General features: G+C 37.5%; 28 protein-coding genes and 1 tRNA gene. 27 read left to right on the top strand and 2 right to left on the bottom strand.

Going from position 1 to position 24,614, the window contains the following annotated elements; translation table 11 throughout:
- The first annotated feature begins 183 nt into the window (after positions 1-183).
- From rpmH to H8Z82_RS04575, 12 genes are all read left to right on the top strand, one after another.
- Entirely contained in the window at positions 184-318 is a 135-nt protein-coding gene (gene rpmH / locus H8Z82_RS04630) for a 50S ribosomal protein L34 (protein WP_008708004.1), read from the top strand.
- Positions 319-371: 53 nt separating this feature from the next.
- A complete protein-coding gene (rnpA, locus tag H8Z82_RS04625; protein ID WP_186994414.1) occupies positions 372-743 on the top strand; it encodes a ribonuclease P protein component in 372 nt (123 codons plus the stop codon).
- Positions 715-924, top strand: coding sequence for a membrane protein insertion efficiency factor YidD (gene yidD, locus H8Z82_RS04620; protein ID WP_081584418.1), 210 nt, complete (start codon positions 715-717; stop codon positions 922-924). The genes rnpA and yidD overlap by 29 nt, the downstream gene beginning before the upstream one ends.
- A gap of 50 nt (positions 925-974) precedes the next feature.
- Positions 975-2,267: a membrane protein insertase YidC gene (gene yidC / locus H8Z82_RS04615; protein WP_044997353.1), complete on the top strand. Its 1,293-nt coding sequence runs from the start codon at positions 975-977 to the stop codon at positions 2,265-2,267.
- A gap of 20 nt (positions 2,268-2,287) precedes the next feature.
- Positions 2,288-3,253, top strand: a complete 966-nt coding sequence (jag, locus tag H8Z82_RS04610) for an RNA-binding cell elongation regulator Jag/EloR (RefSeq protein WP_186994413.1) — start codon at positions 2,288-2,290, stop codon at positions 3,251-3,253.
- A gap of 162 nt (positions 3,254-3,415) precedes the next feature.
- The gene (mnmE, locus tag H8Z82_RS04605; protein ID WP_186994412.1) at positions 3,416-4,789 is read left to right on the top strand and encodes a tRNA uridine-5-carboxymethylaminomethyl(34) synthesis GTPase MnmE; all 1,374 of its coding nucleotides are present in this window, start codon (positions 3,416-3,418) and stop codon (positions 4,787-4,789) included.
- Positions 4,790-4,819: 30 nt separating this feature from the next.
- Complete coding sequence (gene mnmG / locus H8Z82_RS04600) at positions 4,820-6,691, top strand: tRNA uridine-5-carboxymethylaminomethyl(34) synthesis enzyme MnmG (RefSeq protein WP_186994411.1); 1,872 nt, start codon at positions 4,820-4,822, stop codon at positions 6,689-6,691.
- Positions 6,692-6,741: 50 nt separating this feature from the next.
- On the top strand, positions 6,742-7,464 hold the full coding sequence (gene rsmG, locus H8Z82_RS04595; RefSeq protein WP_186994410.1) for a 16S rRNA (guanine(527)-N(7))-methyltransferase RsmG: 723 nt from the start codon (positions 6,742-6,744) through the stop codon (positions 7,462-7,464).
- A 201-nt stretch (positions 7,465-7,665) separates the two neighbouring features.
- Positions 7,666-8,727 (top strand): ABC transporter ATP-binding protein, encoded by a 1,062-nt coding sequence (locus tag H8Z82_RS04590; RefSeq protein WP_173743887.1) that lies wholly within the window; start codon positions 7,666-7,668, stop codon positions 8,725-8,727.
- Positions 8,724-9,587, top strand: a complete 864-nt coding sequence (locus tag H8Z82_RS04585) for an ABC transporter permease subunit (protein ID WP_186994409.1) — start codon at positions 8,724-8,726, stop codon at positions 9,585-9,587. Before H8Z82_RS04590 ends, H8Z82_RS04585 begins: the two co-directional genes overlap by 4 nt.
- A 12-nt stretch (positions 9,588-9,599) precedes the next feature.
- Positions 9,600-11,084, top strand: a complete 1,485-nt coding sequence (locus H8Z82_RS04580) for a GldG family protein (RefSeq protein ID WP_186994408.1) — start codon at positions 9,600-9,602, stop codon at positions 11,082-11,084.
- Positions 11,085-12,647 (top strand): DUF4340 domain-containing protein, encoded by a 1,563-nt coding sequence (locus tag H8Z82_RS04575; RefSeq protein WP_186994407.1) that lies wholly within the window; start codon positions 11,085-11,087, stop codon positions 12,645-12,647.
- 40 nt (positions 12,648-12,687) lie between these two features.
- Here the strand turns inward: H8Z82_RS04575 and H8Z82_RS04570 are convergent, their stop codons facing one another.
- Positions 12,688-13,641 carry an alpha/beta fold hydrolase gene (locus H8Z82_RS04570; RefSeq protein ID WP_019163331.1) on the bottom strand — a complete coding sequence of 318 codons (954 nt, stop codon included), beginning with the start codon at positions 13,639-13,641 and terminating at the stop codon, positions 12,688-12,690.
- Between the two features lie 260 nt (positions 13,642-13,901).
- On the opposite strand from H8Z82_RS04570, the gene H8Z82_RS04565 reads away from it, so the two are divergent.
- The 13 genes from H8Z82_RS04565 to H8Z82_RS04510 all read left to right on the top strand — a co-directional run bounded on the left by H8Z82_RS04565 (position 13,902) and on the right by H8Z82_RS04510 (position 22,473).
- Positions 13,902-14,669, top strand: coding sequence for a ParA family protein (locus tag H8Z82_RS04565; RefSeq protein ID WP_186994406.1), 768 nt, complete (start codon positions 13,902-13,904; stop codon positions 14,667-14,669).
- Positions 14,669-15,619, top strand: coding sequence for a ParB/RepB/Spo0J family partition protein (locus H8Z82_RS04560; protein ID WP_186994405.1), 951 nt, complete (start codon positions 14,669-14,671; stop codon positions 15,617-15,619). The genes H8Z82_RS04565 and H8Z82_RS04560 overlap by 1 nt, the downstream gene beginning before the upstream one ends.
- A gap of 14 nt (positions 15,620-15,633) precedes the next feature.
- Positions 15,634-16,155 (top strand): DUF4446 family protein, encoded by a 522-nt coding sequence (locus H8Z82_RS04555; protein ID WP_186994404.1) that lies wholly within the window; start codon positions 15,634-15,636, stop codon positions 16,153-16,155.
- Between the two features lie 70 nt (positions 16,156-16,225).
- Positions 16,226-17,521 carry a serine--tRNA ligase gene (serS, locus tag H8Z82_RS04550; protein ID WP_019163327.1) on the top strand — a complete coding sequence of 432 codons (1,296 nt, stop codon included), beginning with the start codon at positions 16,226-16,228 and terminating at the stop codon, positions 17,519-17,521.
- Positions 17,522-17,551: 30 nt separating this feature from the next.
- Positions 17,552-18,427: a DUF3881 family protein gene (locus H8Z82_RS04545; RefSeq protein WP_019163326.1), complete on the top strand. Its 876-nt coding sequence runs from the start codon at positions 17,552-17,554 to the stop codon at positions 18,425-18,427.
- A gap of 170 nt (positions 18,428-18,597) precedes the next feature.
- Positions 18,598-18,671, top strand: a tRNA-Arg gene (locus tag H8Z82_RS04540).
- A 269-nt stretch (positions 18,672-18,940) separates the two neighbouring features.
- Positions 18,941-19,126: a DUF6440 family protein gene (locus tag H8Z82_RS04535; RefSeq protein WP_019161960.1), complete on the top strand. Its 186-nt coding sequence runs from the start codon at positions 18,941-18,943 to the stop codon at positions 19,124-19,126.
- Positions 19,127-19,148: 22 nt separating this feature from the next.
- Complete coding sequence (locus H8Z82_RS17075; RefSeq protein WP_207724622.1) at positions 19,149-19,316, top strand: DUF6040 family protein; 168 nt, start codon at positions 19,149-19,151, stop codon at positions 19,314-19,316.
- 20 nt (positions 19,317-19,336) lie between these two features.
- Positions 19,337-19,963, top strand: coding sequence for a sugar O-acetyltransferase (locus tag H8Z82_RS04530; protein WP_186994403.1), 627 nt, complete (start codon positions 19,337-19,339; stop codon positions 19,961-19,963).
- A gap of 158 nt (positions 19,964-20,121) precedes the next feature.
- Complete coding sequence (locus H8Z82_RS04525; RefSeq protein WP_186994402.1) at positions 20,122-20,268, top strand: hypothetical protein; 147 nt, start codon at positions 20,122-20,124, stop codon at positions 20,266-20,268.
- On the top strand, positions 20,261-21,340 hold the full coding sequence (locus tag H8Z82_RS04520; RefSeq protein ID WP_186994401.1) for a HigA family addiction module antitoxin: 1,080 nt from the start codon (positions 20,261-20,263) through the stop codon (positions 21,338-21,340). Before H8Z82_RS04525 ends, H8Z82_RS04520 begins: the two co-directional genes overlap by 8 nt.
- Positions 21,341-21,705: 365 nt before the next feature.
- Entirely contained in the window at positions 21,706-22,176 is a 471-nt protein-coding gene (locus H8Z82_RS04515; RefSeq protein WP_186994400.1) for an LURP-one-related/scramblase family protein, read from the top strand.
- An 81-nt stretch (positions 22,177-22,257) separates the two neighbouring features.
- A complete protein-coding gene (locus H8Z82_RS04510; RefSeq protein WP_019163315.1) occupies positions 22,258-22,473 on the top strand; it encodes a hypothetical protein in 216 nt (71 codons plus the stop codon).
- A 154-nt stretch (positions 22,474-22,627) separates the two neighbouring features.
- Here the strand turns inward: H8Z82_RS04510 and H8Z82_RS04505 are convergent, their stop codons facing one another.
- Positions 22,628-23,143 carry a helix-turn-helix domain-containing protein gene (locus H8Z82_RS04505; RefSeq protein WP_186994399.1) on the bottom strand — a complete coding sequence of 172 codons (516 nt, stop codon included), beginning with the start codon at positions 23,141-23,143 and terminating at the stop codon, positions 22,628-22,630.
- A 253-nt stretch (positions 23,144-23,396) separates the two neighbouring features.
- Between H8Z82_RS04505 and H8Z82_RS04500 the strand changes: the two genes are divergently transcribed.
- Positions 23,397-23,822, top strand: a complete 426-nt coding sequence (locus H8Z82_RS04500) for a GNAT family N-acetyltransferase (RefSeq protein ID WP_186994398.1) — start codon at positions 23,397-23,399, stop codon at positions 23,820-23,822.
- Positions 23,823-23,850: 28 nt separating this feature from the next.
- A complete protein-coding gene (locus tag H8Z82_RS04495) occupies positions 23,851-24,558 on the top strand; it encodes an SDR family oxidoreductase (protein ID WP_186994397.1) in 708 nt (235 codons plus the stop codon).
- Positions 24,559-24,614 lie beyond the last annotated feature (56 nt).

Raw genomic sequence — 24,614 nt, 5'->3', positions numbered from 1 at the left:
AAGTTATCCACAAAATGTGGATAATATTACGTAAACCAATTTAATAATCCACAATTTACTGAAAAACCTTAAAAATCTTTATAGAATTAGTACTTGACGAATTGGTGCTTTATGAATATAATTGAAATGATGTTCTAATAAGTAAAATTAATATGGAAAATAGATAAAGGAGGTGCTTTACCTATGAAAATGACATTTCAGCCGAAAAAAAGATCCAGAGCGAAAGTCCATGGTTTTAGAGCTCGTATGAGTACAAAGGGTGGACGCAAAGTTTTAGCTGCAAGAAGATTAAAAGGAAGAAAGCATTTATCAGCTTAAGAATAAGACCGCAGTTATTGTGGTCTTTTCTTCTATAAAAACGGGAGGATTCTATGAAAAACTCAGAGTCCTTAAAAAAGAATCAAGATTTTCAAAAAGTATATCGAAATGGAACATCAAAAGGTAATCGGTATCTGGTGATGTACGTACTGAAGAATCGGTACATGAAGAATCGTCTGGGAATATCAGTAAGTAAAAAAGTAGGGAATAGTGTGGTTCGCCACAGACTCACCAGGTTGATAAGAGAAAGTTATAGATTAAATGAAATGAAATTCGACAACAGTTTGGATATTGTAGTGGTGGCCAGGCCTCAGGCTAAGGACAGAAGCTATCAGGAGATAGAGAGTGCCCTTATGCATTTGGCAGAAAAGCATCACATAACAGGTAAGAACAATGATGAAAAAATTTCTGATCAGGATAATTAGGCTCTATCAAAAATATTTGTCACCGATGAAGAGAACAAAATGTCCTTATATTCCCACATGTTCTCAATATGGTTTAGAAGCAATTGAAAAATATGGTGCGTTAAAAGGGGGCCTCCTTGCGGTTTGGAGGATTCTGAGATGTAATCCTTTTTCTCATGGAGGCTATGACCCTGTACCATAAGGCAGGGTAAACCTGTCACCTATGGATTCTAGGAGGAAAGAAACTTGGAAATGATTTTAGCGACAAAGAGCGGTACTCCTATTATCGGTCAGCTTGCGACCGTCATGGGATGGATTATGGATGGTATTTACAAACTTCTGAATATATTTGGAATTCAGAACATTGGCCTTTGTATTATTATCTTCAGTATCCTTATTTATGCTCTTATGACTCCGCTGCAGATCAAACAGCAGAAATTTTCTAAATTAAGTGCTGTTATGCAGCCGGAACTTCAGAAGATTCAGAAGAAATATAAAGGAAAGAACTCAGATCAGGCTGCAATGCAGAAAATGCAGGAGGAAACACAGGCTGTATATCAGAAATATGGTGTTTCTCCTACCGGAAGCTGCGTACAGCTGGCAATTCAGTTTCCGATCCTGATGGCATTGTATCAGGTTATTTATAAAATTCCGGCATATGTAGGAAGTGTAAAAAATATTCTCTCAGCTGCAGTTACCAATATTACAGCTGTAAGCGGATATACAGATATTTTACAGAATTTTATTAAAGATAATAAGATGACCAGAGTCCAGCTTATTATGGATGGAAGTAAGGCTACCAGCAATTCTGTGACAGACTTTTTGTATGCGCTGTCTCCTTCCCAGTGGAAGAGCCTTGCTGAGACAAGTCAGTTTTCAGGTTTTTCTGATACACTGAACAGCACAGCAAAAGAGATTTCACATGTGCAGGATTTTCTTGGACTTAATATTGCGGATCAGCCTCTTACTTATATAAAGGCAGCATTTGTAGGCGGATCTATTATTCTTGCTATTGTTGCGATTCTGATTCCGATTCTTGCATGGGCCACACAGATGCTTAACATCAAGCTGATGCCTCAGGCAGCGCAGCAGGGAAATGGAGATTCACAGCAGGATGCAATGATGAACTCTATGAAGACCATGAATATGGTAATGCCTCTGATGTCTGCAGTATTTTGTTTTACTTTCCCTGTAGGTCTTGGTATTTACTGGGTAGCCAGTGCAGCAGTGAGAAGTGTACAGCAGTTTGTCATTAACAAAAAAATGGACAAAATTGATATTCAGGTTCTGATCAATGAAAATATGAAAAAGATGGAAAAGAAGCGTGAAAAAGCAGGACTTCCACCTCAGAAGATTACGAATCAGGCTCATCAGAGTGTAAAAAATATCAACAAGATTGAAAAAGGCAGCAGCAATACAGATGTTCAGTCCAGAGCCAAGAAAGTAGAAGAAGCTTACCAGAAAGCTTCAAATGCAAAAGCAGACAGTATTACAGCCAAGGCAAATATGGTAAAAGCATTTGATGAGAGAAATAAGAAGAAGTAGCAAAGAACGGAGGGGTTGGCATGGAGGATTTTATCCAGTTTTCAGCGAAAACAAAAAGTGAAGCAATTACAAAAGCATGTATCGAGCTTGGCGTATCCAGTGACCAGCTTGAAATTCAGGTAGTAAGTGAAGGAAAAAGTGGTTTATTCGGAATTGGAAGCAAACCGGCTATCATTAAAGTAAGAAAAGCCGAACCTGTTTCTGAAGAAGAGGAAATTAAGGAAATTGTAGAAACAGTAAAGATTGATTCTCTTAAAGAGGAAAAAGCCTTTAAAGAAGAAATTTCCGTAAAAGAAGAAAAGAAACCAGAACAGGTAAAGAAAGCTCCGAAAGATGCTAAAAAAGAAGTAAAAGAGCCTAAGGCTGCAGCTCCAAAGCAGGATAAACCAAGACAGCCAAAGCCTGTAAAAGAGAGAAAAGAAAAAGTCTCAAAAGAACCAAAGGAAACAGTAGAAAAGCCGGCAAAAGAAAAAGCTGTAAAAACAGGAAAGCCTGTTGAGATCATTACAGATCCTGAAGAAATCAAAGAAGTTGAAGATAGAGCAAGGGTTTTCCTGCATGATGTTTTTGCTTCTATGAATCTGGGTGAAGTAGAAATCACTTCGCAATATAATACTGCAGATGGAAGTCTGGAAGTAGATTTTGAAGGTGAAGATATGGGAATCCTCATTGGTAAAAGAGGACAGACTCTTGATTCCCTCCAGTATCTTACCAGCCTTGTGGTAAATAAAGGAAAAGCAAATTATATTCGTGTAAAGCTTGATACTGAAGATTACCGTAAACGCCGTAAAGAAACACTGGAGAATCTTGCCAGAGGGATTGCCTATAAGGTTAAGAAAACCAGAAAGACAGTTGTGCTTGAGCCGATGAATCCTTATGAGAGAAGAATCATTCATTCTGCTCTTCAGGGAAATAAGTTTGTAGAGACTGTCAGCGAAGGAGAAGAACCTTATCGTCACGTAGTGGTTAAGTTAAAGAGAAACTGATAGACTGTATTTATACAGGTTTAATCATGAAATAAAAACTTTATATTATTATAAAAAAATGTTATTCTAGGTGAAAGCGTGAATAATACGTAAGGTACGTATATGCTTTTTCCAGAGTAACATTTTTTTTATAAGGAATTTTAAATTATTGGAGGAAATCAGATGGAAACAACAATTGCGGCGATTTCCACGGCAATGAGCGCATCTGGAATCGGAATTGTCCGTATCAGCGGAGAAGATGCCATGGAGGTAATTTCCCGTATCTATAGATCCAAGGGCGGAAAAAAAAGGATTAAAGAAGTTCCAAGCCATACCATACATTATGGATATATTTATGACGGAGAGGAATTGATCGATGAAGTTCTGGTGATGATCATGCGTGCACCTCGAACCTTTACAGGGGAGGATACAGTAGAGATTGACTGTCATGGCGGTGTTTTTGCCATGAAGAGAGTGCTGGAGACTGTGCTGAAAAATGGTGCAGAGATTGCCGGTCCCGGTGAGTTTACCAAAAGAGCCTTTCTTAATGGAAGAATGGATTTGTCCCAGGCAGAAGCAGTTATGGATGTGATACAGGCCAAAAATGAATATGCACTTCGAAGCTCCATAGATCAGTTAAAGGGATCGGTACAGAAAGCAATCTGTGATATAAGGGAAAAAATCATTTACCATATTGCATATATAGAGTCTGCGCTAGATGATCCGGAACATATCAGTCTGGAAGGTTATCCTCAGGAGCTGCTGGAAGTTGTGGATAAAGAGCAGCTGGAAATAAAGAAATTGTTGAAAAGTTCCTCTGATGGAAAAATGATACAGGAAGGAATACAGACGGTTATCCTTGGAAAGCCCAATGCCGGAAAATCTTCTCTGTTAAATCTGCTTTTGGGAGAAAATCGTGCGATTGTTACCGATATAGCAGGAACTACCAGGGACATATTGGAAGAATATATCACCCTTCATGGGATTACCTTAAAAATTGTGGATACAGCAGGTATCCGTGAAACAGAGGATATTGTAGAGAAAATAGGTGTGGACAGAGCAAGAGAAATGGCACAGAAAGCAGATTTGATCCTCTATGTTGTGGATTCATCAGTTCCGTTGGATAGTAATGATGAAGAAATTATGTCCATGCTCAATGGAAAGAAGGCAATTATCCTGTATAATAAAACTGATCTGAAAGCCGCAATTGAAATAGATAGGTTAAGAGAAAAAACGGGACACCCGGTAATTCCCATTTCAGCCAAAGAAGAGACTGGAATTACAGAGCTTGAGGAAAAAATAAAAGATATGTTTTTTGGCGGAGAACTTTCCTTTAATGATGAGGTCTATATTACGAATGCACGACATAAGGCTGCGCTGGAGGAAGCTGATAAAAGCCTGGATCTGGTGAGAAACAGTATTCTGGGAGGATTGCCGGAGGACTTCTTTTCCATAGATTTGATGAACGCTTATGAAAATCTGGGTAAGATCCTGGGAGAATCTGTAGGAGAGGATCTGGTGAATGAAATATTCAGCAAATTCTGTACTGGTAAATAACAGCTTATTTATATATAAAAAGGAGATCCAATGAAGAATTTAGTGAAGGATTATGACATTGTTGTAGTTGGAGCAGGTCATGCGGGATGTGAGGCTGCCCTTGCAGGTGCCCGTCTGGGACTGAAAACCATTATGTTTACAGTCAGTGTGGAAAGTATCGCATTGATGCCCTGTAATCCAAATGTAGGTGGAAGCTCTAAAGGTCATTTGGTAAGAGAGCTGGATGCACTTGGCGGAGAAATGGGGAAAAATATTGATAAGACCTTTATCCAGTCAAAGATGTTGAATTGTTCAAAAGGTCCTGCAGTTCATTCCCTTCGTGCACAGGCAGATAAGCGGGCATACAGTAATGCCATGCGGAAAACTCTGGAGAATACAGAAAACCTGACTATTAAACAGGGAGAAGTAACAAAGCTTCTGGTAGAAGATGGACATATAACAGGTGTAAAAACTTATTCAGGTGCCACATATAATTGTAAAGCAGTAGTTCTTTGTACAGGAACCTACTTAAAGGCAAGATGTATTTATGGAGATGTAAGTAATTATACAGGTCCTGACGGACTTCAGGCAGCAAATTACCTCACAGATTCTCTGAAAGAACTGGGGATTGAAATGTTCCGTTTTAAAACAGGAACTCCGGCACGAATTGCCGGAAATACCATTGATTACAGTAAAATGGAAGAGCAGTTTGGTGATGAGAGAGTAGTGCCGTTTTCTTTTTCCACAGATCCGGAGGATGTACAGATTGAGCAGAAATCCTGCTGGCTGACTTATACCAATGAAAAAACTCATGAGATTATTAGGGCAAATCTGGACAGATCGCCTCTTTATTCCGGTATGATTGAAGGAACAGGACCTAGATACTGCCCATCTATTGAAGATAAGGTGGTTCGTTTTGCAGATAAAAACCGCCATCAGGTATTTATTGAACCTGAAGGACTTTACACAAATGAAATGTATATTGGAGGAATGTCCAGCTCTCTGCCTGAAGATGTACAGGAAGAAATGTATCATTCCGTACCTGGACTGGAGAATGCAAAAATCGTAAAAAATGCTTATGCAATCGAATATGATTGCATTAATCCGCGGCAGCTTTATCCTACTCTTGAATTTAAGAAAATCAAGGGATTGTTCAGTGGCGGTCAGTTTAATGGAAGCTCAGGATATGAGGAAGCAGCGGCACAGGGGCTGATTGCAGGAATTAATGCAGCTTTGGAGATAAAAGGACAGGAACAGCTGATCCTGGATCGTTCAGAGGCATACATCGGGGTGCTGATAGATGATCTTGTTACAAAGGAAAACCATGAACCATACAGAATGATGACCAGCCGCGCGGAGTACAGACTTCTTCTCCGTCAGGATAATGCAGATCTGAGATTGCGGAAAAAAGGCTATCAGGTGGGTCTGGTCAGTGAAGAAGATTATCAGAAGCTTCTGACAAAAGAGAGAGAGATTAAAGCAGAAATTGAACGTCTGGAGCATACGAACATTGGAAATACAGAACCTGTGCAGAAACTTCTGGAACAATATAAAAGTACACCGTTGAAGTCAGGGACCACATTGGCTGAGCTGATCCGGCGTCCGGAACTTTCCTATGAAGCGATAGCGTCTCTTGATAAAGAACGCCAGGAATTACCATGGGATGTAAAGGAACAGGTGGATATTAACATTAAATACGATGGCTACATCCGCAGACAGTTAAAGCAGGTAGAGCAGTTTAAAAAGCTGGAAGCCAGGAAAATACCGGAAGATCTTGACTATGAACAGATAGGCAGCCTGCGTATTGAAGCCAGACAGAAACTGGAAGCCTATCGTCCTATTTCAATCGGTCAGGCATCACGGATTTCAGGAGTATCCCCGGCAGATATATCTGTATTACTGGTATATTTATCAAGTAAATAAGATAGGAAATGCAAAAATTTTTAATATAAAAAACAGAGGAGAAGAAAAGTATGTCATACGATCTCACAATCCTGGAAAATGGATGTCAGGAATTAGGAATCCAATTAAACGGACAGCAAAAAGAACAGTTTATTAAATTTTATGAATATCTGATTGAAAAAAATAAAGTTATGAATCTGACAGGAATTACGGATTTTGAGGAAGTGCTTACCAAACATTTTCTGGACAGCCTCTCCTGTGTTAAAACCATAGATATGACAAAGGTAAAAACAATGATAGATATAGGAACTGGAGCTGGATTTCCGGGAGTCCCGTTAAAAATCGCATTTCCACATTTGCAGGTCTGTTTATTGGACTCTTTGAAAAAGCGTGTGAATTTTCTGGAAGAGAGTTTCCAACTTTTGGGACTCACAGATATTAAAGCAATTCATGGAAGAGCTGAAGAATATGCCAGAAATAAAGAATATCGCGAGCAATATGATCTTTGTGTATCCAGAGCTGTTTCTAATCTGGCTACGTTGTCTGAATATTGTCTCCCCTATGTAAAAAAAGGAGGAAGTTTTATTTCCTATAAGTCCGGAACAGTTCAGGAAGAGACCAGACAGGCGGAAAAGGCTATAAAAATACTTGGTGGGGATTTGCAGGAAATCACTTATTTTAATCTTCCTGATACGGAAATATCTCGATCCTTGATTCCTGTCAAAAAAATAAAATCAACTCCAAAGGCTTATCCGCGCAAAGCGGGTACACCACTAAAAACACCGCTTTCATAAAAAAATTCAGAAAAGAAATAAAAATATAGGATAGTTGAATAAAGTTATCCACATAAACATCACAAAATAAACACATTTTCAACCTATTTTCATCACAACTTCGTCATAAACTATTCTCCATAGAGATGTCCTCGGGTTCCCCCATTCTCTGTTTCACCTGAGGACATTCTCTATTTATTGAATAATAAGGAGGAGAGTAATTTGATTGAAGTAAACAATCTGGTCAAAAAATATGGCGACCATACGGCAGTTGACCACCTTTCTTTTAAAATAGAGAAAGGCAAAATCTACGGATTTCTGGGCCCTAACGGTGCAGGAAAATCAACCACAATGAATATGATAACAGGATACATTGCATCTACAGAAGGTACGGTTACGATTGATGGACATGATATCCTGGATGAGCCTGAAGAGGCAAAAAAATGTATTGGTTACCTGCCGGAACAGCCACCTCTCTATTTCGATATGACCGTTCTAGAATATATGAAATTTGTGGCAGATCTTAAGAAAATTCCCAAAGATAAAAAAGCATCTATGATAGAAGAAGTAATGGATATGGTAAAAATATCTGACATGAGAAATCGTCTGATCAAAAACCTGTCCAAGGGTTACCGCCAGAGAGTGGGGCTGGCAGAGGCTATTATGGGATATCCAGAGGTGATTATTCTGGATGAACCCACAGTAGGTCTTGATCCTAAGCAGATCATAGAAATAAGAACATTGATTAAAAATTTGAAGAAAAAACATACTGTGATTCTTAGTTCACATATACTTTCAGAGGTAAGTGCAGTATGCGATTATGTATTAATCATTTCCCATGGAAAGCTTGTGGCAAGTGATACACCTGAGAATCTTGGCAAGCTTGCAGAAGGTTCCAATACCCTTGATATGCTCATTAAAGGTGATAAAACCGCTATTGAGCAGGGCTTAAAGGAGATAGAAGGAATTGATACAGTATCTCTGAAGCATGATGATAAACAAAATCTCTGGAATGTAAATATTTCTACAGAAGAGCAGAATGATGTGAGAGAAAGCGTCTTCTATAAGATGGCACAGCTGAATTGTCCTATTTATGAAATGAAGTCAAAGAAAGTATCTCTCGAGGAAATTTTCCTTGAGCTTACAGCATCTGATAAACCGGTATCTGAGGTGTCTGAAAGTGCAGAAGAGGAGATTCATAATTCAGGGGATGATGACAAAATAAAGACAGAAGCTGTGGAAAAAGATACACAGAAAAAAGATGAAGGGGGAAAAGAATCATGACAGCAATTTATAAAAGAGAGCTGAAAAGTTACCTGACATCAATGGTTGGATATCTGTTTATCTTTTTTATCCTGGTGTTGACGGGAATTTATTTTTCAGCATATCAGCTTTCTGCTGCATATCCTAAATTTGAATATACATTAAGTGCGGTTACATTTGTATTTTTGATCGGAGTACCGATCCTGACTATGCGTGTACTTGCTGAGGAAAGAAAACAGAAAACAGATCAGTTGCTTCTTACAGCTCCTGTTTCTGTAGGTAATATTGTAATTGGCAAGTATTTGGCGTTGGTAACGGTCTATGCAATTCCCATCCTTGTAATGTGTACTTATCCGTTAATTATGTCAAAATTTGGCACAGTAGCTTTTGAATCTGCTTATACGGCAATCCTTGGATTTTTCCTTCTGGGATGTGCGAATATTGCGATTGGTGTATTTATGTCAGCTCTGACAGAAAGCCAGGTCATTGCAGCAGTACTTACATTTGTACTTTTGTTTGCTTTTTATATGATGAATGGTATTTCTTCCTTTTTCTCCAAAACATCTATGTCTACCTGCGTTACTTTTGGATTGCTGATTCTGGCAGCAGCGATCATTCTTTATACGATGATCAAAAATGCACTGATTTCAGCAATTGCAGCTGTAATAGGAGAAGTAATTCTTGTTGTTATATATGTAGTTAAATCAAGCGTGTTCGAGGGTGGAATCCAGAAAGTATTAAATGTATTTAACCTGAGTGGACACTTTGATAATTTCACAAGTAATATTTTTGATATTAAAGGTATTGTATATTTCCTTTCAGTGATTGCAGTCTGCTTATTCCTTACAATGCAGTCTATATCAAAGAGACGTTGGAATTAGGAGGTGACAGGAATGAAACTGAAAGAAAAAATGAAAAACAAAAATCATAACAAATTTGATAAGAAGAAACTAATAGGAACGATCAGTAAAAAGCATATAAAAAATGGTTCGTATACTATGGTTATGTCTGTGATTTTTATTGCAGTTGTTATTGTTATAAACATGATCGTAAGCACGATTCCATCTAAATATTCAGAAATTGATATCAGCAGCCAGAAACTGTACAGTATCGGTGATGAGACCAAGAAAATGCTGAAGGACCTGGAGAAAGACGTAACGATTTATCAGATTGCACAGAGCGGATCTGAAGATGAAAATATCGTCAATTTGCTGAAAAAATATGAAGATGAATCCAAGCATATTAAGGTAGAACAGAAGGATCCGGTTGTAAATCCTAAATTTGTTTCACAGTATACCAGCGATGATCTTTCTGCTAACAGTCTTATTGTTGTCTGTGGAGATAGAAATAAGGTAATTGATTATAACAATATGTATGAGACATCTATGGATTATCAGACTTATAGTTCCCAGACTACAGGCTTTGATGGTGAAGGTCAGATCACAAGTGCAATAGGATATGTAACCTCAGAAAATCTGCCGGTTTTATATACAGTAGAAGGCCATGGTGAGAAAGATATGGATTCTTCTGTAAAAGAGGATATTGAGAAGGCAAATATGGATATTAAATCCTTAAATCTGCTTACAGAGGGAACTGTTCCGGATGATGCAGACTGTCTTTTTATTGACTCACCTTCTACAGATTTTTCCTCTGACGAGAAGGATGCGATTATTGAATATCTTGAAAACGGCGGAAAAGCAATGATTTTCTCCGATTATACAACAGAAGATATGCCAAATTTTGATGCAATCCTGGAAAATTATGGTGTACAGAGAGTAGATGGTGTGGTATTTGAGGGAGACAATCAGCATTATGCAATGCAGATGCCATACTATCTGGTTCCGACTATTAACAGTACAGATGCAAGCTCTGAGACTGCTTCTGCCGGTTACTATGTACTTGTGCCATATGCGCAGGGCATTAAACAACTGGAGGATGTACGTGATACAGTAAAAATTGAAAGTATACTGACAACCTCTGATCAGGCATATTCAAAAACTGACCTTAACAGTAATACCATTGAAAAAGAGGATGGAGATGTAGAAGGTCCCTTTGATCTGGGGGTTAGTATTACAGAAAGTCTGGATGATGACAAAGAGACACAGATCGTCTACTATTCTACCTCTAATCTGATGGATTCACAGACAAATCAGATGGTATCCGGCGGAAATGAGAAACTGATCATGGAGTCTTTGAAATGGATGACAGATACAGAGGAAAGCGCCAGTGTATCAATTCCTTCCAAGAGTCTGGAAGTATCTTATCTGACAATTACTGATTATGATGCAGCATTCTGGAAGATTTGCACCATTGCATTAATTCCGGGAATCTTCCTTGTTATTGGATTTGTTGTTTGGATAAAGAGGAGAAAGGCTTAAATGAAGAATAAAACTGTTAAAATGATCATTGCAGTTGCTGTTCTTGCTGTCTGCTGTGGCGGCTACGCAGGTGTTAAAACCTTCGTAGCCAAACAGGAGGCAAAAGAAGAATCAGAAGAGGAAAGCGAGAAAACAAGTGTTTTTACAGCATCAGCAGATGATATTAAATCTTTGGATTTCTTAGTAGATGAGAAAGAAACTACTTTTGAAAAAAGGGATGACAAATGGGTTAAAAAGGATGAAGAGGATTTTCCTGTAAACCAGACTACTTTGTCAGATGCAGCTTCTGCATTGACATCGGTAGAATCAGATAGAGTGCTCGGTGATGTGGATGATCTGGCAGAATATGGTCTGGATTCACCCTCCAATACCATAAAGATTACCTGTGAATCAGAAAAATCAGAGGATAAAGAAACTGAGGAAAAGACAACTACATTATATGTAGGTGATGAAAATTCATCCACAAGTCAATATTATGTATATAAGGATGATGACAAGAGTACAGTTTATATGGTGGAATCCTCCTGTATAGAGCCTTTTACAAAAACATTATATGATTATGCACAGATGGAAGATTTTCCGGTGATATCTGATACAGATAATATAAATAAAATCACTGTAAAAGGTGACAAGTCCTATGAACTTTCTAAAAATACGGATACAAATCTGTGGACAGTTAAAGGGGATGGTGATGAGGAAAAAGCAGATACAGCCACTGTTAGTTCTTTGACAACCTCTTTTGGAAGTATGGCATATAATTCTTTCGTAGATTACAAGTGTAAAGATAAGAGCACTTATGGATTGGATAAGCCATATGCGGTTATCACAGTTGATTATACGGAAGATCAGAAGGATACAGATTCTTCTGATACATCAGAGGATAGTTCGACTGAAGATGAAACAACAGATGAGACTCAGAGTGAGGCTGCAGAAAGTAAAGATACATCAGAGGATACAGAGGTATCGGATTTAGAAGATTCAGAAAAAACCGTAGAGAATAAGCAACTGGTGATCACAGTGGGCAAAGAGTTGGATGACAGCAACAGATATGTAATGGTAAATGACAGTGATCAGGTTTACACTATGTCTGAGGATACTTTATCTGCACTTACAGATAAATCAGAGGAAGACTTCTGGGATATGACAGTAAATTATGTTTCAACCAATGACCTGAAAGAAGTGAAGGTAAATTATAAGGGCAGTGATTATGATGTAAATGTTTCACGTGAAACATCTGAAGATGATGATGGAAATGAAAAAGAGACTGTTACTTATAAACTGGATGGGTCAGAAGTGGATGAAACGCAGTTTACAACATTTTATAATAAGCTGATTAATCTGGCTGCACAGAAGAGACTTACAGACGAATTTAAGCCTGAAACAGATCCGGAAATGACAGTTACATTTATAAAAGAAGACGGAAATAAAATGGAAGCAGAGTATTATAGCTATGATACGAATTACTATGCAGTAAAAGTAGACAGTAAAATATATCTGGTAAATAAGATGACAGTGAAAGAATTATTTACAGCATTTGAAACACTGACAGGTACAGAAAATTAGCAAAAAAGATCCCCTGACAAATAAGTCAGAGGATCTTTTTTTAAAAGAAAATCTGGATATGTTCCCAAAATTCTTCGGGATTTTCAATCTGAGGAATATGTTTGGATTCATTGATAATTGCAGTCTCAATTGCAGGATTATCTGTGAGATATTCATTCATAATTGATTTGCCGTTTGGTTCGGATTCACCTTCCACGATATAAATACTGTTATCCAGAGATTTCACTGCATGACTGATATTTATATTCATATATTTAGAAATCATACTGGAATAAAAATATTTGGCATAACAGCCACCGCTGTGAGATGCTTCATAATAAGCATCTTCCATCTGGGTATTTACATGAAATGGATTATAGTACATCTTTTCAACAAATAAATTGGCTACATTTTCCTTTGAGACAATCATATGGTAGATTAAAGTTCCAAAAACAGGAATCTCAAGAGCTAGTTTTAATAAATGATCTTTTCTTGTTGGCATCTGTCTCAGGCAGTCAGGGCTTGGCGGATTTACAAGCATGATTTTGTTAAATAATTCTTTTTCGTTGTGACAGGCCATAATAACAAAGGAACTTGAAAAACCGCTGGCAATAATATCGGTTTTCTGTCCGATTATCTTTCTGATAAAGTCACAGATCATCTGCACATATACAAAATTAGTATAAGTAATTCCCGGTTTATCAGAACGTCCGCAACCTAAGAGATCAACGGTGTATACAGTATGATCTTTAGCCAGTTTTTCTTCGATTTCAGACCATTCGTAACCGGAGGCACCAGGTAATGTATCATGAATTAACAGAATTGGTTTACCATTACCTTTTTTTGTATAATAAATATTTCCAAAACGCCATTCAAAATATTTACTGTTGGTAATTCCAAGCAATTGTTTTAATTGTGCCGCAGCTGCAATTGTACGGTTTATAAAATGAATCACAACAGTGGCAACAGTCATAAGAGCAGCAAATGTTATAATTTTGTGCTTGTTTTTATTCATAGTCTGCCTCCTTTATATGGGCATTTGCTTTGTGTGACAAATATAAAAATATAAATATATTATACGCCAAAAACAAAGAATTTACAAGTTAATATAAGATACTATGTGATGAAAAAGTGTTACAAATATAAAAATAAAACTATATTTTTTATGTTTCACGTGAAACATTATGTGGCATGATCATAGTAAAAGTGTTATAATGAATCTGCGTAATGTACAAAAGTATGTTATAACAATAACCTCATAAAGGAGGAATACAATTGGGAAGAATTATAGCAGTTGCCAATCAGAAAGGCGGAGTGGGAAAATCTACAACTGCAATTAATCTTTCAGCCTGCCTCGCGGAAAAAGGGAAAAAGGTACTTACAATTGATATAGATCCTCAGGGGAACACTACCAGTGGATTGGGTGTGGATAAAAATGCCCCAGAGAATACATTGTATGAACTTTTACTGGGAGAAGCAGAAGCAAAGAATACAATTATTAAAGATGTTGTAGAAAATGTAGATCTGATTCCGTCTAATGTTAATCTTTCCGGTGCAGAAATCGAATTGGTAGGCATTGATAACAAAGAGTACATATTAAAGGGAATTACGGATAAGCTAAGACGTAAATATGATTATATTATTTTAGATTGCCCGCCATCCTTGAATATGTTGACAATCAATGCTCTTACAGCAGCTACTTCTGTGTTAGTACCTATTCAGTGTGAATATTATGCATTAGAGGGACTTTCACAGCTTATTCATACCATTGATTTAGTGAAGGAAAGATTGAATAAGCGCTTGAAAATGGAAGGTGTTGTATTTACCATGTATGATGCCCGTACAAATCTGTCACTTCAGGTTGTTGAGAATGTGAAAGAAAATCTGAATCAGAATATTTACAAAACAATTATTCCTAGAAATGTCAGACTGGCGGAAGCTCCCAGTTATGGACAGCCTATAACAATTTATGATCCCAGATCATCAGGAGCAGAAAGTTATCGCCTCCTGGCAGAAGAAGTTATCAACAGGGAGGACGATTAATGGCAGGTAGAAAAAATGGACTTGGCAGAGGCTTGGATGCATTATTTCCGGAAAAAACACCTGTCAGCAGAGAAAATGTAAGGAAACCAGTCACTAAACCCACTAAAAAAACAGAAATATCTGTAAAAGCGGACCAGAAAAACGAATCATCAAATCAGAAAAAAACAGCAATGATGGTAAAGATATCAAATGTGGAACCAAACAGGGATCAACCACGGAAACAGTTTGATGAAGATGCATTGTTAGAACTTTCAGAGTCCGTTAAACAGTATGGAATACTTCAACCGCTATTAGTGTCCGATAAAAAAGACTATTATGAAATTATTGCAGGCGAAAGACGGTGGAGAGCTGCAAAACTTGCCGGCTTGAAAGAAGTACCGGTTATAGTAAAAGAATTTTCTGCTCAGGAACTGGTTGAAATTTCTCTGATTGAAAATATCCAGAGAGAGGATCTGAATCCTGTTGAAGAGGCAATGGCATATAAAAGGCTGATGGATGAATTTCATTTGAAACAGGATGAAATTGCTGACAGAGTAGGAAAGAGCCGTACAGCGGTTACGAATTCCATGCGTCTCTTGAAACTTAGTGCAAAAGTTCAGCAGATGCTGATAGATGAAATGATCACTGCCGGACATGCCAGGGCAATATTGGCTATTTCTGATAAAGAAAAGCAGGAAACAGTAGCAATGAGGGTGTTTGATGAAAAATTAAGTGTACGTGAAACAGAATCATTGGTAAAACGTATTTTAAATCCTCAAAAAGAAAAGAAACAGAAAACAACTACTGCTGAAGATGCAATCTATGAAAGCCTGGAAGAAAAAATGAAGGGAATCATGGGAACCAGAGTGCTGATTCACAGAAAGAAAAATGATAAAGGCAAAATTGAGATTGAATATTATTCCAAGGATGAACTGGAAAGAATTATAGATCTGTTTGAGTCTATAAATTAAGGAGAGTCAGTGATATGAGTAGTATTTTTGACAATCTGGGGATTGATCCTGGAATTATTATTATCATACTGCTGGTTTTTACTGTTTTTCTGCTGATAAAAAGTGTAAGCAGCAGTATGAGGCTAAGCCGCCTGGAACGAAAATATAAAACGTTTATGAAGGGCAGTGACGCACAATCCCTGGAAAAAATATTTGTGAGAAAATTTGCCCAGATTGATAAGCTCTATGAGGCAAAGGAAGATCATGAACATGATATCCTTTTTATCAAGAAAAATCTGGAGAAAATGTTCAGTAAATATGGTGTGGAAAAATATGATGCCTTTGATGATGTAGGGGGAAAACTAAGCTTTGCTCTTGCATTATTGGATAAGGATAATACTGGATTGATTTTGAATGCAGTCCACAGCCGTGATAACTGTTTCCTTTATCTGAAGGAAATTGTAAAAGGTGAGTCTTATGTTATGTTAAGCCAGGAAGAGGTAGAGGCACTTAGAAAAGCTGTAAACTTTGGCCTGGGAGACATGGAAGAGAATTGATATATTGTTTAAAAATAAGAAAAAAAGAAATAATAAATATGGATAGTTACATATTTACAGGAGGAACAAAATGTTAGACATCAAATTTGTGAGAGAAAATCCGGAGATTGTAAAACAGAATATCCGTAATAAATTCCAGGATAACAAGCTGGAGCTGGTAGATAAGGTTCTGGAACTGGATAAAGAAAACAGAGAGATTAAACAGGAAGTAGAGGCACTTCGCGCAGAGAGAAATAAAACTTCCAAACAGATTGGTGCATTAATGGCACAGGGAAAGAAAGAAGAAGCTGAAGAAGTAAAAAGGCAGGTAGCTGCTTCCGGAAGCCGTATTGAAGAGCTTTCTGCCAGAGAGAAGGAAGTAGAAGAAGAACTCCTGAAGAATATGATGGTAATCCCGAATATCATTGATCCATCTGTACCGATTGGTAAGGATGACAGTGAAAATGTAGAAGTCGAGAAATTTGGAGAGCCGGTAGTTCCGGATTTTGAAGTTCCGTATCATACAGAAATTATGGAAAACTTTGATGGTATTGATCTGGATAGCGCAAGACGTGTGGCTGGTAATGGATTCTATTACTTAATGGGAGATATTGCAAGACTTCATTCTGCTGTTATCTCTTATGCCCGTGATTTCATGATCAACAGAGGATTTACTTACTGTGTACCACCATTTATGATCCGAAGCAATGTTGTAACAGGTGTTATGAGCTTTGCAGAGATGGATGCTATGATGTATAAAATTGAGGGAGAGGATTTATATCTGATCGGTACTAGTGAACATTCTATGATCGGTAAATTTATTGACCAGATTATTCCTGAGGAAGAACTTCCAAAGACTCTGACCAGCTATTCCCCTTGCTTCCGTAAGGAAAAAGGCGCTCATGGACTGGAGGAAAGAGGTGTTTACCGTATTCACCAGTTTGAAAAACAGGAAATGATCGTAGTCTGCAGACCAGAGGAGAGCCCAATGTGGTTTGATAAATTATGGCAGAATACAGTTGATCTGTTCCGTTCTCTGGACATTCCGGTACGTACACTGGAATGCTGCTCCGGTGACCTGGCAGATCTTAAAGTAAAATCTCTGGATGTAGAAGCATGGTCCCCACGTCAGAAGAAGTATTTTGAGGTAGGAAGCTGTTCTAACCTGGGTGATGCACAGGCTCGCCGTCTGAAAATCCGTGTAAATGGAAAAGATGGCAAGAAATATCTTGCTCACACATTAAATAATACAGTTGTAGCACCGCCAAGAATGCTGATCGCTTTCCTGGAAAACAATCTGAATGCAGATGGTTCTGTAAATATTCCTAAGGCACTTCAGCCATACATGGGCGGAATGACAAAAATTGAGAAAAAGACTCGTGCCTAATAAGAAGGAGCCTTTTGAGGAGGTGTTCTTATGCACAGTTACCTGAGAGCAATCGGCTTTTCTAAGATCACCAAAAGAAGCAGTATCAGGCAGATTATCATGGATGTAGTAGAAAACTACGATGAGAAAAAAGTAGTAGAAAATTATACGGATGGTATATTTGCCGAATTTAAAAAAAATTATGGATGTGATTGTGGAATTACAGTCTGTGGACAGTATGATGAGGATGATGTGTTCCACGTGGATTATTATTTTCCTTATTTCAGAGGATCAGGTATTACTACACAGGAAAGCGTATCTGTTGAAAAACATGCAGATAAAGAATCTTTTGCAGCTGCCTGTGATGATCTGAGAATAGGAGTCACATTAATTTTTTATCTTCAGAATGCTGCCGAATATATGCAGTGGCAATATGAAGGCAGTATGCTTCCCAACAGCCAGCCTTTAACCCTTTCCGGGCTGGCGAGGGAAGGAAAAATTCTGTTACCTGTGGAAAAAGATAAAGAAGCAGTAAAAATAGAACGGGAATTGACCAAAAACAGAAATCATCTCATTGCAGCAGCCAGAAATGGCGATGAGGAGGCTATGGAAAGTCTCACAATGGAGGATATGGATACATATTCTATGATTTCGCAGAGAATAGTCACAGATGATATTTTTACGATAGTGGATTCTTATTTTATGCCTTATGGCATGGTATGTGATCAGTATAGTGTAATGGGTGAAATCCTGGATTATATGCCATTTAAAAATATTATTACAGGAGAAGAAATATATCAGCTGACTTTGGATTGTAATGATATGCAATTTGATGTCTGCATTAACAAAGAAGATCTGTTGGGAGAACCACAGATCGGCCGGAGGTTTAAGGGCGTTATATGGCTGCAGGGAGAATTACATTTCTGAAAAAGTATCTGTAATGATTAAATGAAAACATAAATGTTTCACGTGAAACAATTCACCTGGATATGTTTCACGTGAAACATCTTATAAAATATACTTGTAATTTATAAAAAAATATAGTAATATATTTTATGTGTTCTTTAGATAAATGAACACAAGAGTTTATAGTATGTGTCGTCATAGCTCAGCTGGATAGAGCACTCGCCTCCTAAGCGAGGGGTCGGAGGTTCAAATCCTCTTGGCGACGGGCTTCAAAGCGTTCGAAAGTGTTAGCTGGTTTAGCTGACATTTTTGAACGCTTTTATTGTTTTCTGATCACGTTTGTGAAATGATTTTCCATAAAAAAATTCATTTCAAGTGCAGCGTTATAGATGTAAATGAAAATGTCGTAAAGCAGGAATCGTTTCAGAAACCAGGTTTGAAGGAATGATGGCGGAACAATAGATGCTGTGATAGAATAAAGAAAACGATTTGATGTGTAAATCGGTATTTAGCGCTTAACGAGGAGGAATAAACATGGCAAAGAAAGAAGAAAGATTTGAAGTTATATTTAGAGATGGAAGTTCGCTTAAAGATGAAGGGATTCGCCAAATTCTTGTAGATAAGGAGACTGGAGTTAATTATCTTTGTTGGAAATCTGGATACGGGGCTGGTATTACACCTCTTCTGGATTCTGAAGGAAAAGTCATAATTACAAAGTAAAATTCCAGTTGTGCGCCCAGCTATGACGGTTGGTTATGAAAGTATCCTGTTCCTGCTGGCATGGTACAGCGTAACAACAACACTGCTTATTGCTATTCTTTCGCCAGTTTTCCTTAACGACTGTATCACCTTTTTCGGTGCGTTAGGAAAAGGAATGGGAATTATAGCGGCCTTTGTATTAAAAATCTAACAGAAATGGAGAATTAAATTATGGACATGAAAAAAAGAAGAGATATGCAGCTTGCTTACGTTTCAGATGAAGCAGTTATGGAAGAACAGGTGAAGTGTAGAAAAATCCTGCAAAAACTTAATTTTGCAGATCGGTCGGATTTTGACGGGATTGCAGAAATAGTGAAAGAACTTTTGGGAAAATCTGAAGGTGCATTTATTAATCCGCCTTTTTACTGCGATTATGGTTCGCATATAGAAGTAGGTAAAAATTTCTTTGCAAATTATAACTGTACAATTATAGATGTGGCAAAGGTAAAAATCGGTGATAACTGTCAGATGGCGCCCAATGTATCTATTTATACGGCAGGACATCCAATTTACCCGGATACGCGCAATTCTGCTTTTGAATATGGCAAAGAGGTTACCATCGGCGATAATGTATGGCTTGGAGGAAATACAGTAGTGTGTCCTGGGGTACATATTGGAGACAATGTAGTAATTGGTGCAGGCAGTGTTATAACAAAAGATATCCCGGATTGGTCTATTGCAGCGGGAAACCCATGTCGTGTGATCAGAAAAATAACAGATGCGGACAAGAAAAAATTGTTTCACAATGAAGAAATTGATGATGAAGCATGGGATATGATATGTGCACAGGAAAAGTAATATGATCATGAGAAAACGGATTGCAGCCGGATAATTATTTACAGATTATTGTGAAGGTGAAGGACTTCTGTTCTATGGAAGTACTATCATTCCGTTCAAGGATAAGTTCGATAAGACATTAAAGCTTTACTCACTCATGACTACTAAGCCGGGGGAGGTTGAAGCCAGAAAGGAGAGATCCATGGCGTATTATTATTCAGCCATTAGATGAGAATGAAGAACCTTATGATCCTTGTAATATTGATGAAATTGCTGGTGTGGTTAGAATTGTTGAAGTAAAGGAGGTAAGTAACCATTATGAGTAATTATATTGAATATAATGATAAGATTGCTTTTCATCCTGGATACTATATCAAAGAAATTATTGAAGAAAGTGGACTTTCTCAGAAAGATTTTGCAAAACGATTAGATACCACGCCGAAGAATTTAAGTATTCTGGTACGTGGGGAGCAAAGCTTATCAATCGATATAGCCATGAAATTATCTCGAATGTTAGGGACTAGTGTTGAATACTGGCTGAATCTTCAGAAGAGCTATGACACTTTGATTGCTGAGTTTGAATTATCTAAGGAATTAGAACAGGAAAGAAGAATATTCAAGTACTTTCAGTACACATATTTCAGAGAGAATTTTGGACTGCCTGATCTTCCGAGAAAAACAAATGAGCAGATTAAGTGCCTACGTGAATTTTTAAATGTTGCATCATTATCTGTTTTCACAAAGCAAAATATGGCAGTTAGTTTCCGAAGTGCATCTGAGGATATGAAAGAGGCTAATATTGCCAGAGCAAATGCGATGGTTCAGATTGCAATTAATCAGGCACTGAAGATAGAAGCACCTAAGTTTGACAAAAAGAAGTTTGAAAAAGCTGTTGATTATGCATTGACATTAACAACACAGCATGGTGATTTTTACCCATTGATTAGGAAGGCCTTTGAAGATGCGGGAGTAATATTCGTAATGCTTCCAAATCTTCCAGGTTCAGGAATAAATGGTGCAACCAAGAAAATTGGGCAGAATGTAATGCTGATGGTGAATGACAGACGTTTCTATTCAGATACATTTTGGTTTACTTTGTTCCATGAGATTGGCCATATTATTAATGGCGATTATGGAATTACGTTTGAAAATGAGTATGCTGGACAGGAGGATGCAGCAGATAAATATGCGGAAGATAAATTGATTCCTCCAGGAGAATATGAGGCTTTTGTTAAAATGAATGAGTTTAGCGAAAATGCTATCCGCAGATTTGCTGAAAGAATTGACAGAGATCCAGGTATTGTCCTTGGCCGCTTGCAAAATGATCAGATTGTTCCATTTACAAATGTTGCACTGTCAAAAGCATTAAAACACAAATACAAAGTAATAACATCATAAAGAAGTATATAACTTGAGGTCGTCTACCGTTATCCACGATAGATGGCGGAATAATAGATGCTGTGATAGAATAAAGAAAACGATTTGATGTGTAAACTGGAATTTACAGGGATGATAAGCGGTTCATTATGATATAAATTGAATATGGAAATGAAAAGGCTATTTACCGTAAAACAGTAAATGGTCTTTTTTATATCTTTTTGGGAACAAGTAGAAATGTATAGTTGGACATATATGTTTTATCATAATCTGTGAAATAAGATGGGTTAATTCTTCGATTTACATATTTTTTAAGGTGTTCTGGCATGGTATTATGGTACTTATAAAGAACCTATTATGTCTGTTGGAGAGAGCGGTGAAAAGTTATGAAGTTATTATTTAAACAAAGGCTGTTTTCATGGTTTGACAGCTATGATATCCATGATGAAGCAGGCAACACTGCTTATGTAGTAAAGGGCCAGTTGTCCTGGGGACATAAACTTGCAATTTATGATGCTTATGGAAATGAAGTAGGAATGGTTGTTCAGAAAATTCTTACCTTCCTTCCTAAATTTGAAATTTACAAAAACGGCAGTTACATCGGATGTCTGAGCAAAGAATTCTCATTCCTGACACCACATTATAATATTGATTATAATGGATGGCATATTGATGGAACCATTATGGAATGGGATTATAGCATTCTTGATAGAAACGGTTATTCAATTGTACGGGTTAGTAAAGAACTGTTTCACATGACAGACACTTATGTTATTGATGTGCAGGATCCAGGAAATGCGTTGGATGCTCTGATGTTTGTACTTGCGATTGATGCAGAAAAATGTTCCAGGAATTAAATAGTTGATCTTGGTGCCCGTGTGATAGGGGAGAATATAAATGAAAGATATATATTAGAATGAGTTTCAGGAGGAGTAAAAATGTTATCATTATTATTTGTAATTTGTATGATTTGGTTTGTTGGAAAATTTTTTGTTTTTGGGTTAAGAGCATCCTGGGGAATTATGAAACTACTTTGCACAGTTATTTTCTTACCGGTGATATTGATTGGTATGGTTGTAGGTGGACTGATGTATATTGCTTTTCCATTGTTGATTGTCGGTGGCATTATAGCATTGGTGACGTCACATTCATAATGGATCAGGAGGAGAAAACGAATGGGATATGATATTGAAAAAGAAAAGAGAGAAGCAATTCGAAGAACAGAAAGTATCGTAAATCAATTACAGTGTATGTAAAGTAAAAGGCAATGAGTCAGAAATGGTTCATTGCCTTTCTTGGCGTTATGGATTATTTTAATTTTTCTTTCTCGGCATTTAAGAGCTCAAGATTAAGCCCCTGTTCTCCGGCTGTCTTATCTACCCAAAGATTCAAAGAGTCTATGGCTAAAGAAATTTCATCAAGTTTTTTACTGATATAAGCAAAATCTTTTATTTCATCATCGCTGATCTTACCGTCACGGGCAATCTGGATCAGACGACCGGTAAGAGGATTGATTTCATTCAGACTGGCAATTGTCTCCAAAATGATATTTGACAGATCGGTCACTTCTACTTCTGGAACATAACGATGACCGATTTCGCATTTGTGCGAGCAATAATAATTGCAAAGATCTGGTCTTTTATAGGCATCTGCCATCTGGAGGATATCATAAGGCGTAGGTTCTTGTGTTTCATATTCAAATTTTTCAATTTTTGAATCAGATACAGCATTCATTTTTTCACTGGCCTCTGCTCTTGTAAGTCCTGCCGCTTCTCGGCAAAGCTGGTAAATTGTTTTGTTTTCCCTGGTGGATTGTTTACCCATGAGAATTTCCTCCCCGTATATCGCCAAACATGAGGATTATCTATCTTCCAAGCCACATGCTGAGCGTGTATTTCTTATATGAATTTTATTATACATAAATTATGAACTAACAACAAGTAATAGACTTTGTAAAATTATCATTTCAGGTTTTTCTATCGCCTGGGTATAAAGGATGGACTGAGATCAAAAAGTACGGTAAAATCAGTATTAAAAATGATACCCGGAAATCAGGCGTGGATGGAGAATATTTGTTATGATCAGAAAGATGCAGAACATAGATATTAATAGAGTTGCTGACATATGGCTAAAGACCAATCTGAAAGCACATTATTTTATTCCTGAGCAATACTGGACAAGTAATTATGAATTAGTGAAGGAAATGTTGTTACAAGCGGAAGTCTATGTGTATGAAGATGATAAAATGATTCAAGGATTTGTAGGACTAAGTAACGAATATATTGAAGGTATTTTTGTTTCTGATGAAATGCAGTCATGTGGTATAGGTAAGCTTTTGTTAGATTATACCAAGAATAAAAAAGTCAGATTACGATTAAATGTATACCAGAAGAATACCAGAGCTCTTTCTTTTTACCAAAGAGAAGGGTTCGATATCCAATGCGAAGGATTCGATGGTGCTACTGGCGAAAAAGAATATACAATGTTGTGGCAGCAGAAATAAAAATCGGATTTTTTGGGGAGAGTTTTATATGGAGTTTAAAAATAAAGTAGTGATTGTGACGGGAGGCGCGCAGGGCATTGGAAAGACTATTGCAGAGGAATTTCAGAAGCAGGGGGCTCTTATCTGCAGCATTGATAAGCAGCCCGGAGTTTACTTTACCGGTGATCTTGCACAGCAGGATACATTAGAGAAATTTGTTCAAAAGGTGATTACTGAATATGGTCATGTGGATTATCTTATCAACAACGCATTACCGTTGATGAAAGGAATTGACAACTGCTCTTATGAAGAATTCAATTATGCATTAAAAGTAGGTGTTACGGCACCGTTTTATCTGGCCAAACTATTTCAGCCATATTTTTCTGAAGGAGCTGCCATTGTCAATATTTCATCTTCCCGTGACCGCATGAGTCAACCGCAAACAGAAAGTTACACCGCAGCAAAAGGCGGAATTTCAGCATTAACTCATGCGTTGGCAGTCAGCCTTGCAGGAAGAGTACGAGTCAATTCAATCTCTCCGGGATGGATAGATACTGACTTTACCGAATATACAGGAGCAGATGCAGTGCAGCAGCCGGTTCATCGTGTGGGAAATCCCATGGATATTGCCAATATGGTACTGTTTCTTTGCTCTGAAAAAGCAGGTTTTATCACAGGTGAAAACATCTGTATTGACGGTGGTATGACAAAACAAATGATTTATCATGGTGATTGTGGGTGGAGATTTGACATCTAACAGGGAATAACCACTAAAGATAAAAGAATAATTCCATTGACGTAAAATTTATATAT

The sequence above is a fragment of the Blautia difficilis genome (assembly GCF_014297245.1).
GTDB classification, from domain to species: domain Bacteria; phylum Bacillota; class Clostridia; order Lachnospirales; family Lachnospiraceae; genus Blautia_A; species Blautia_A difficilis.
This window is presented reverse-complemented; position numbering and strand designations above follow the sequence as displayed.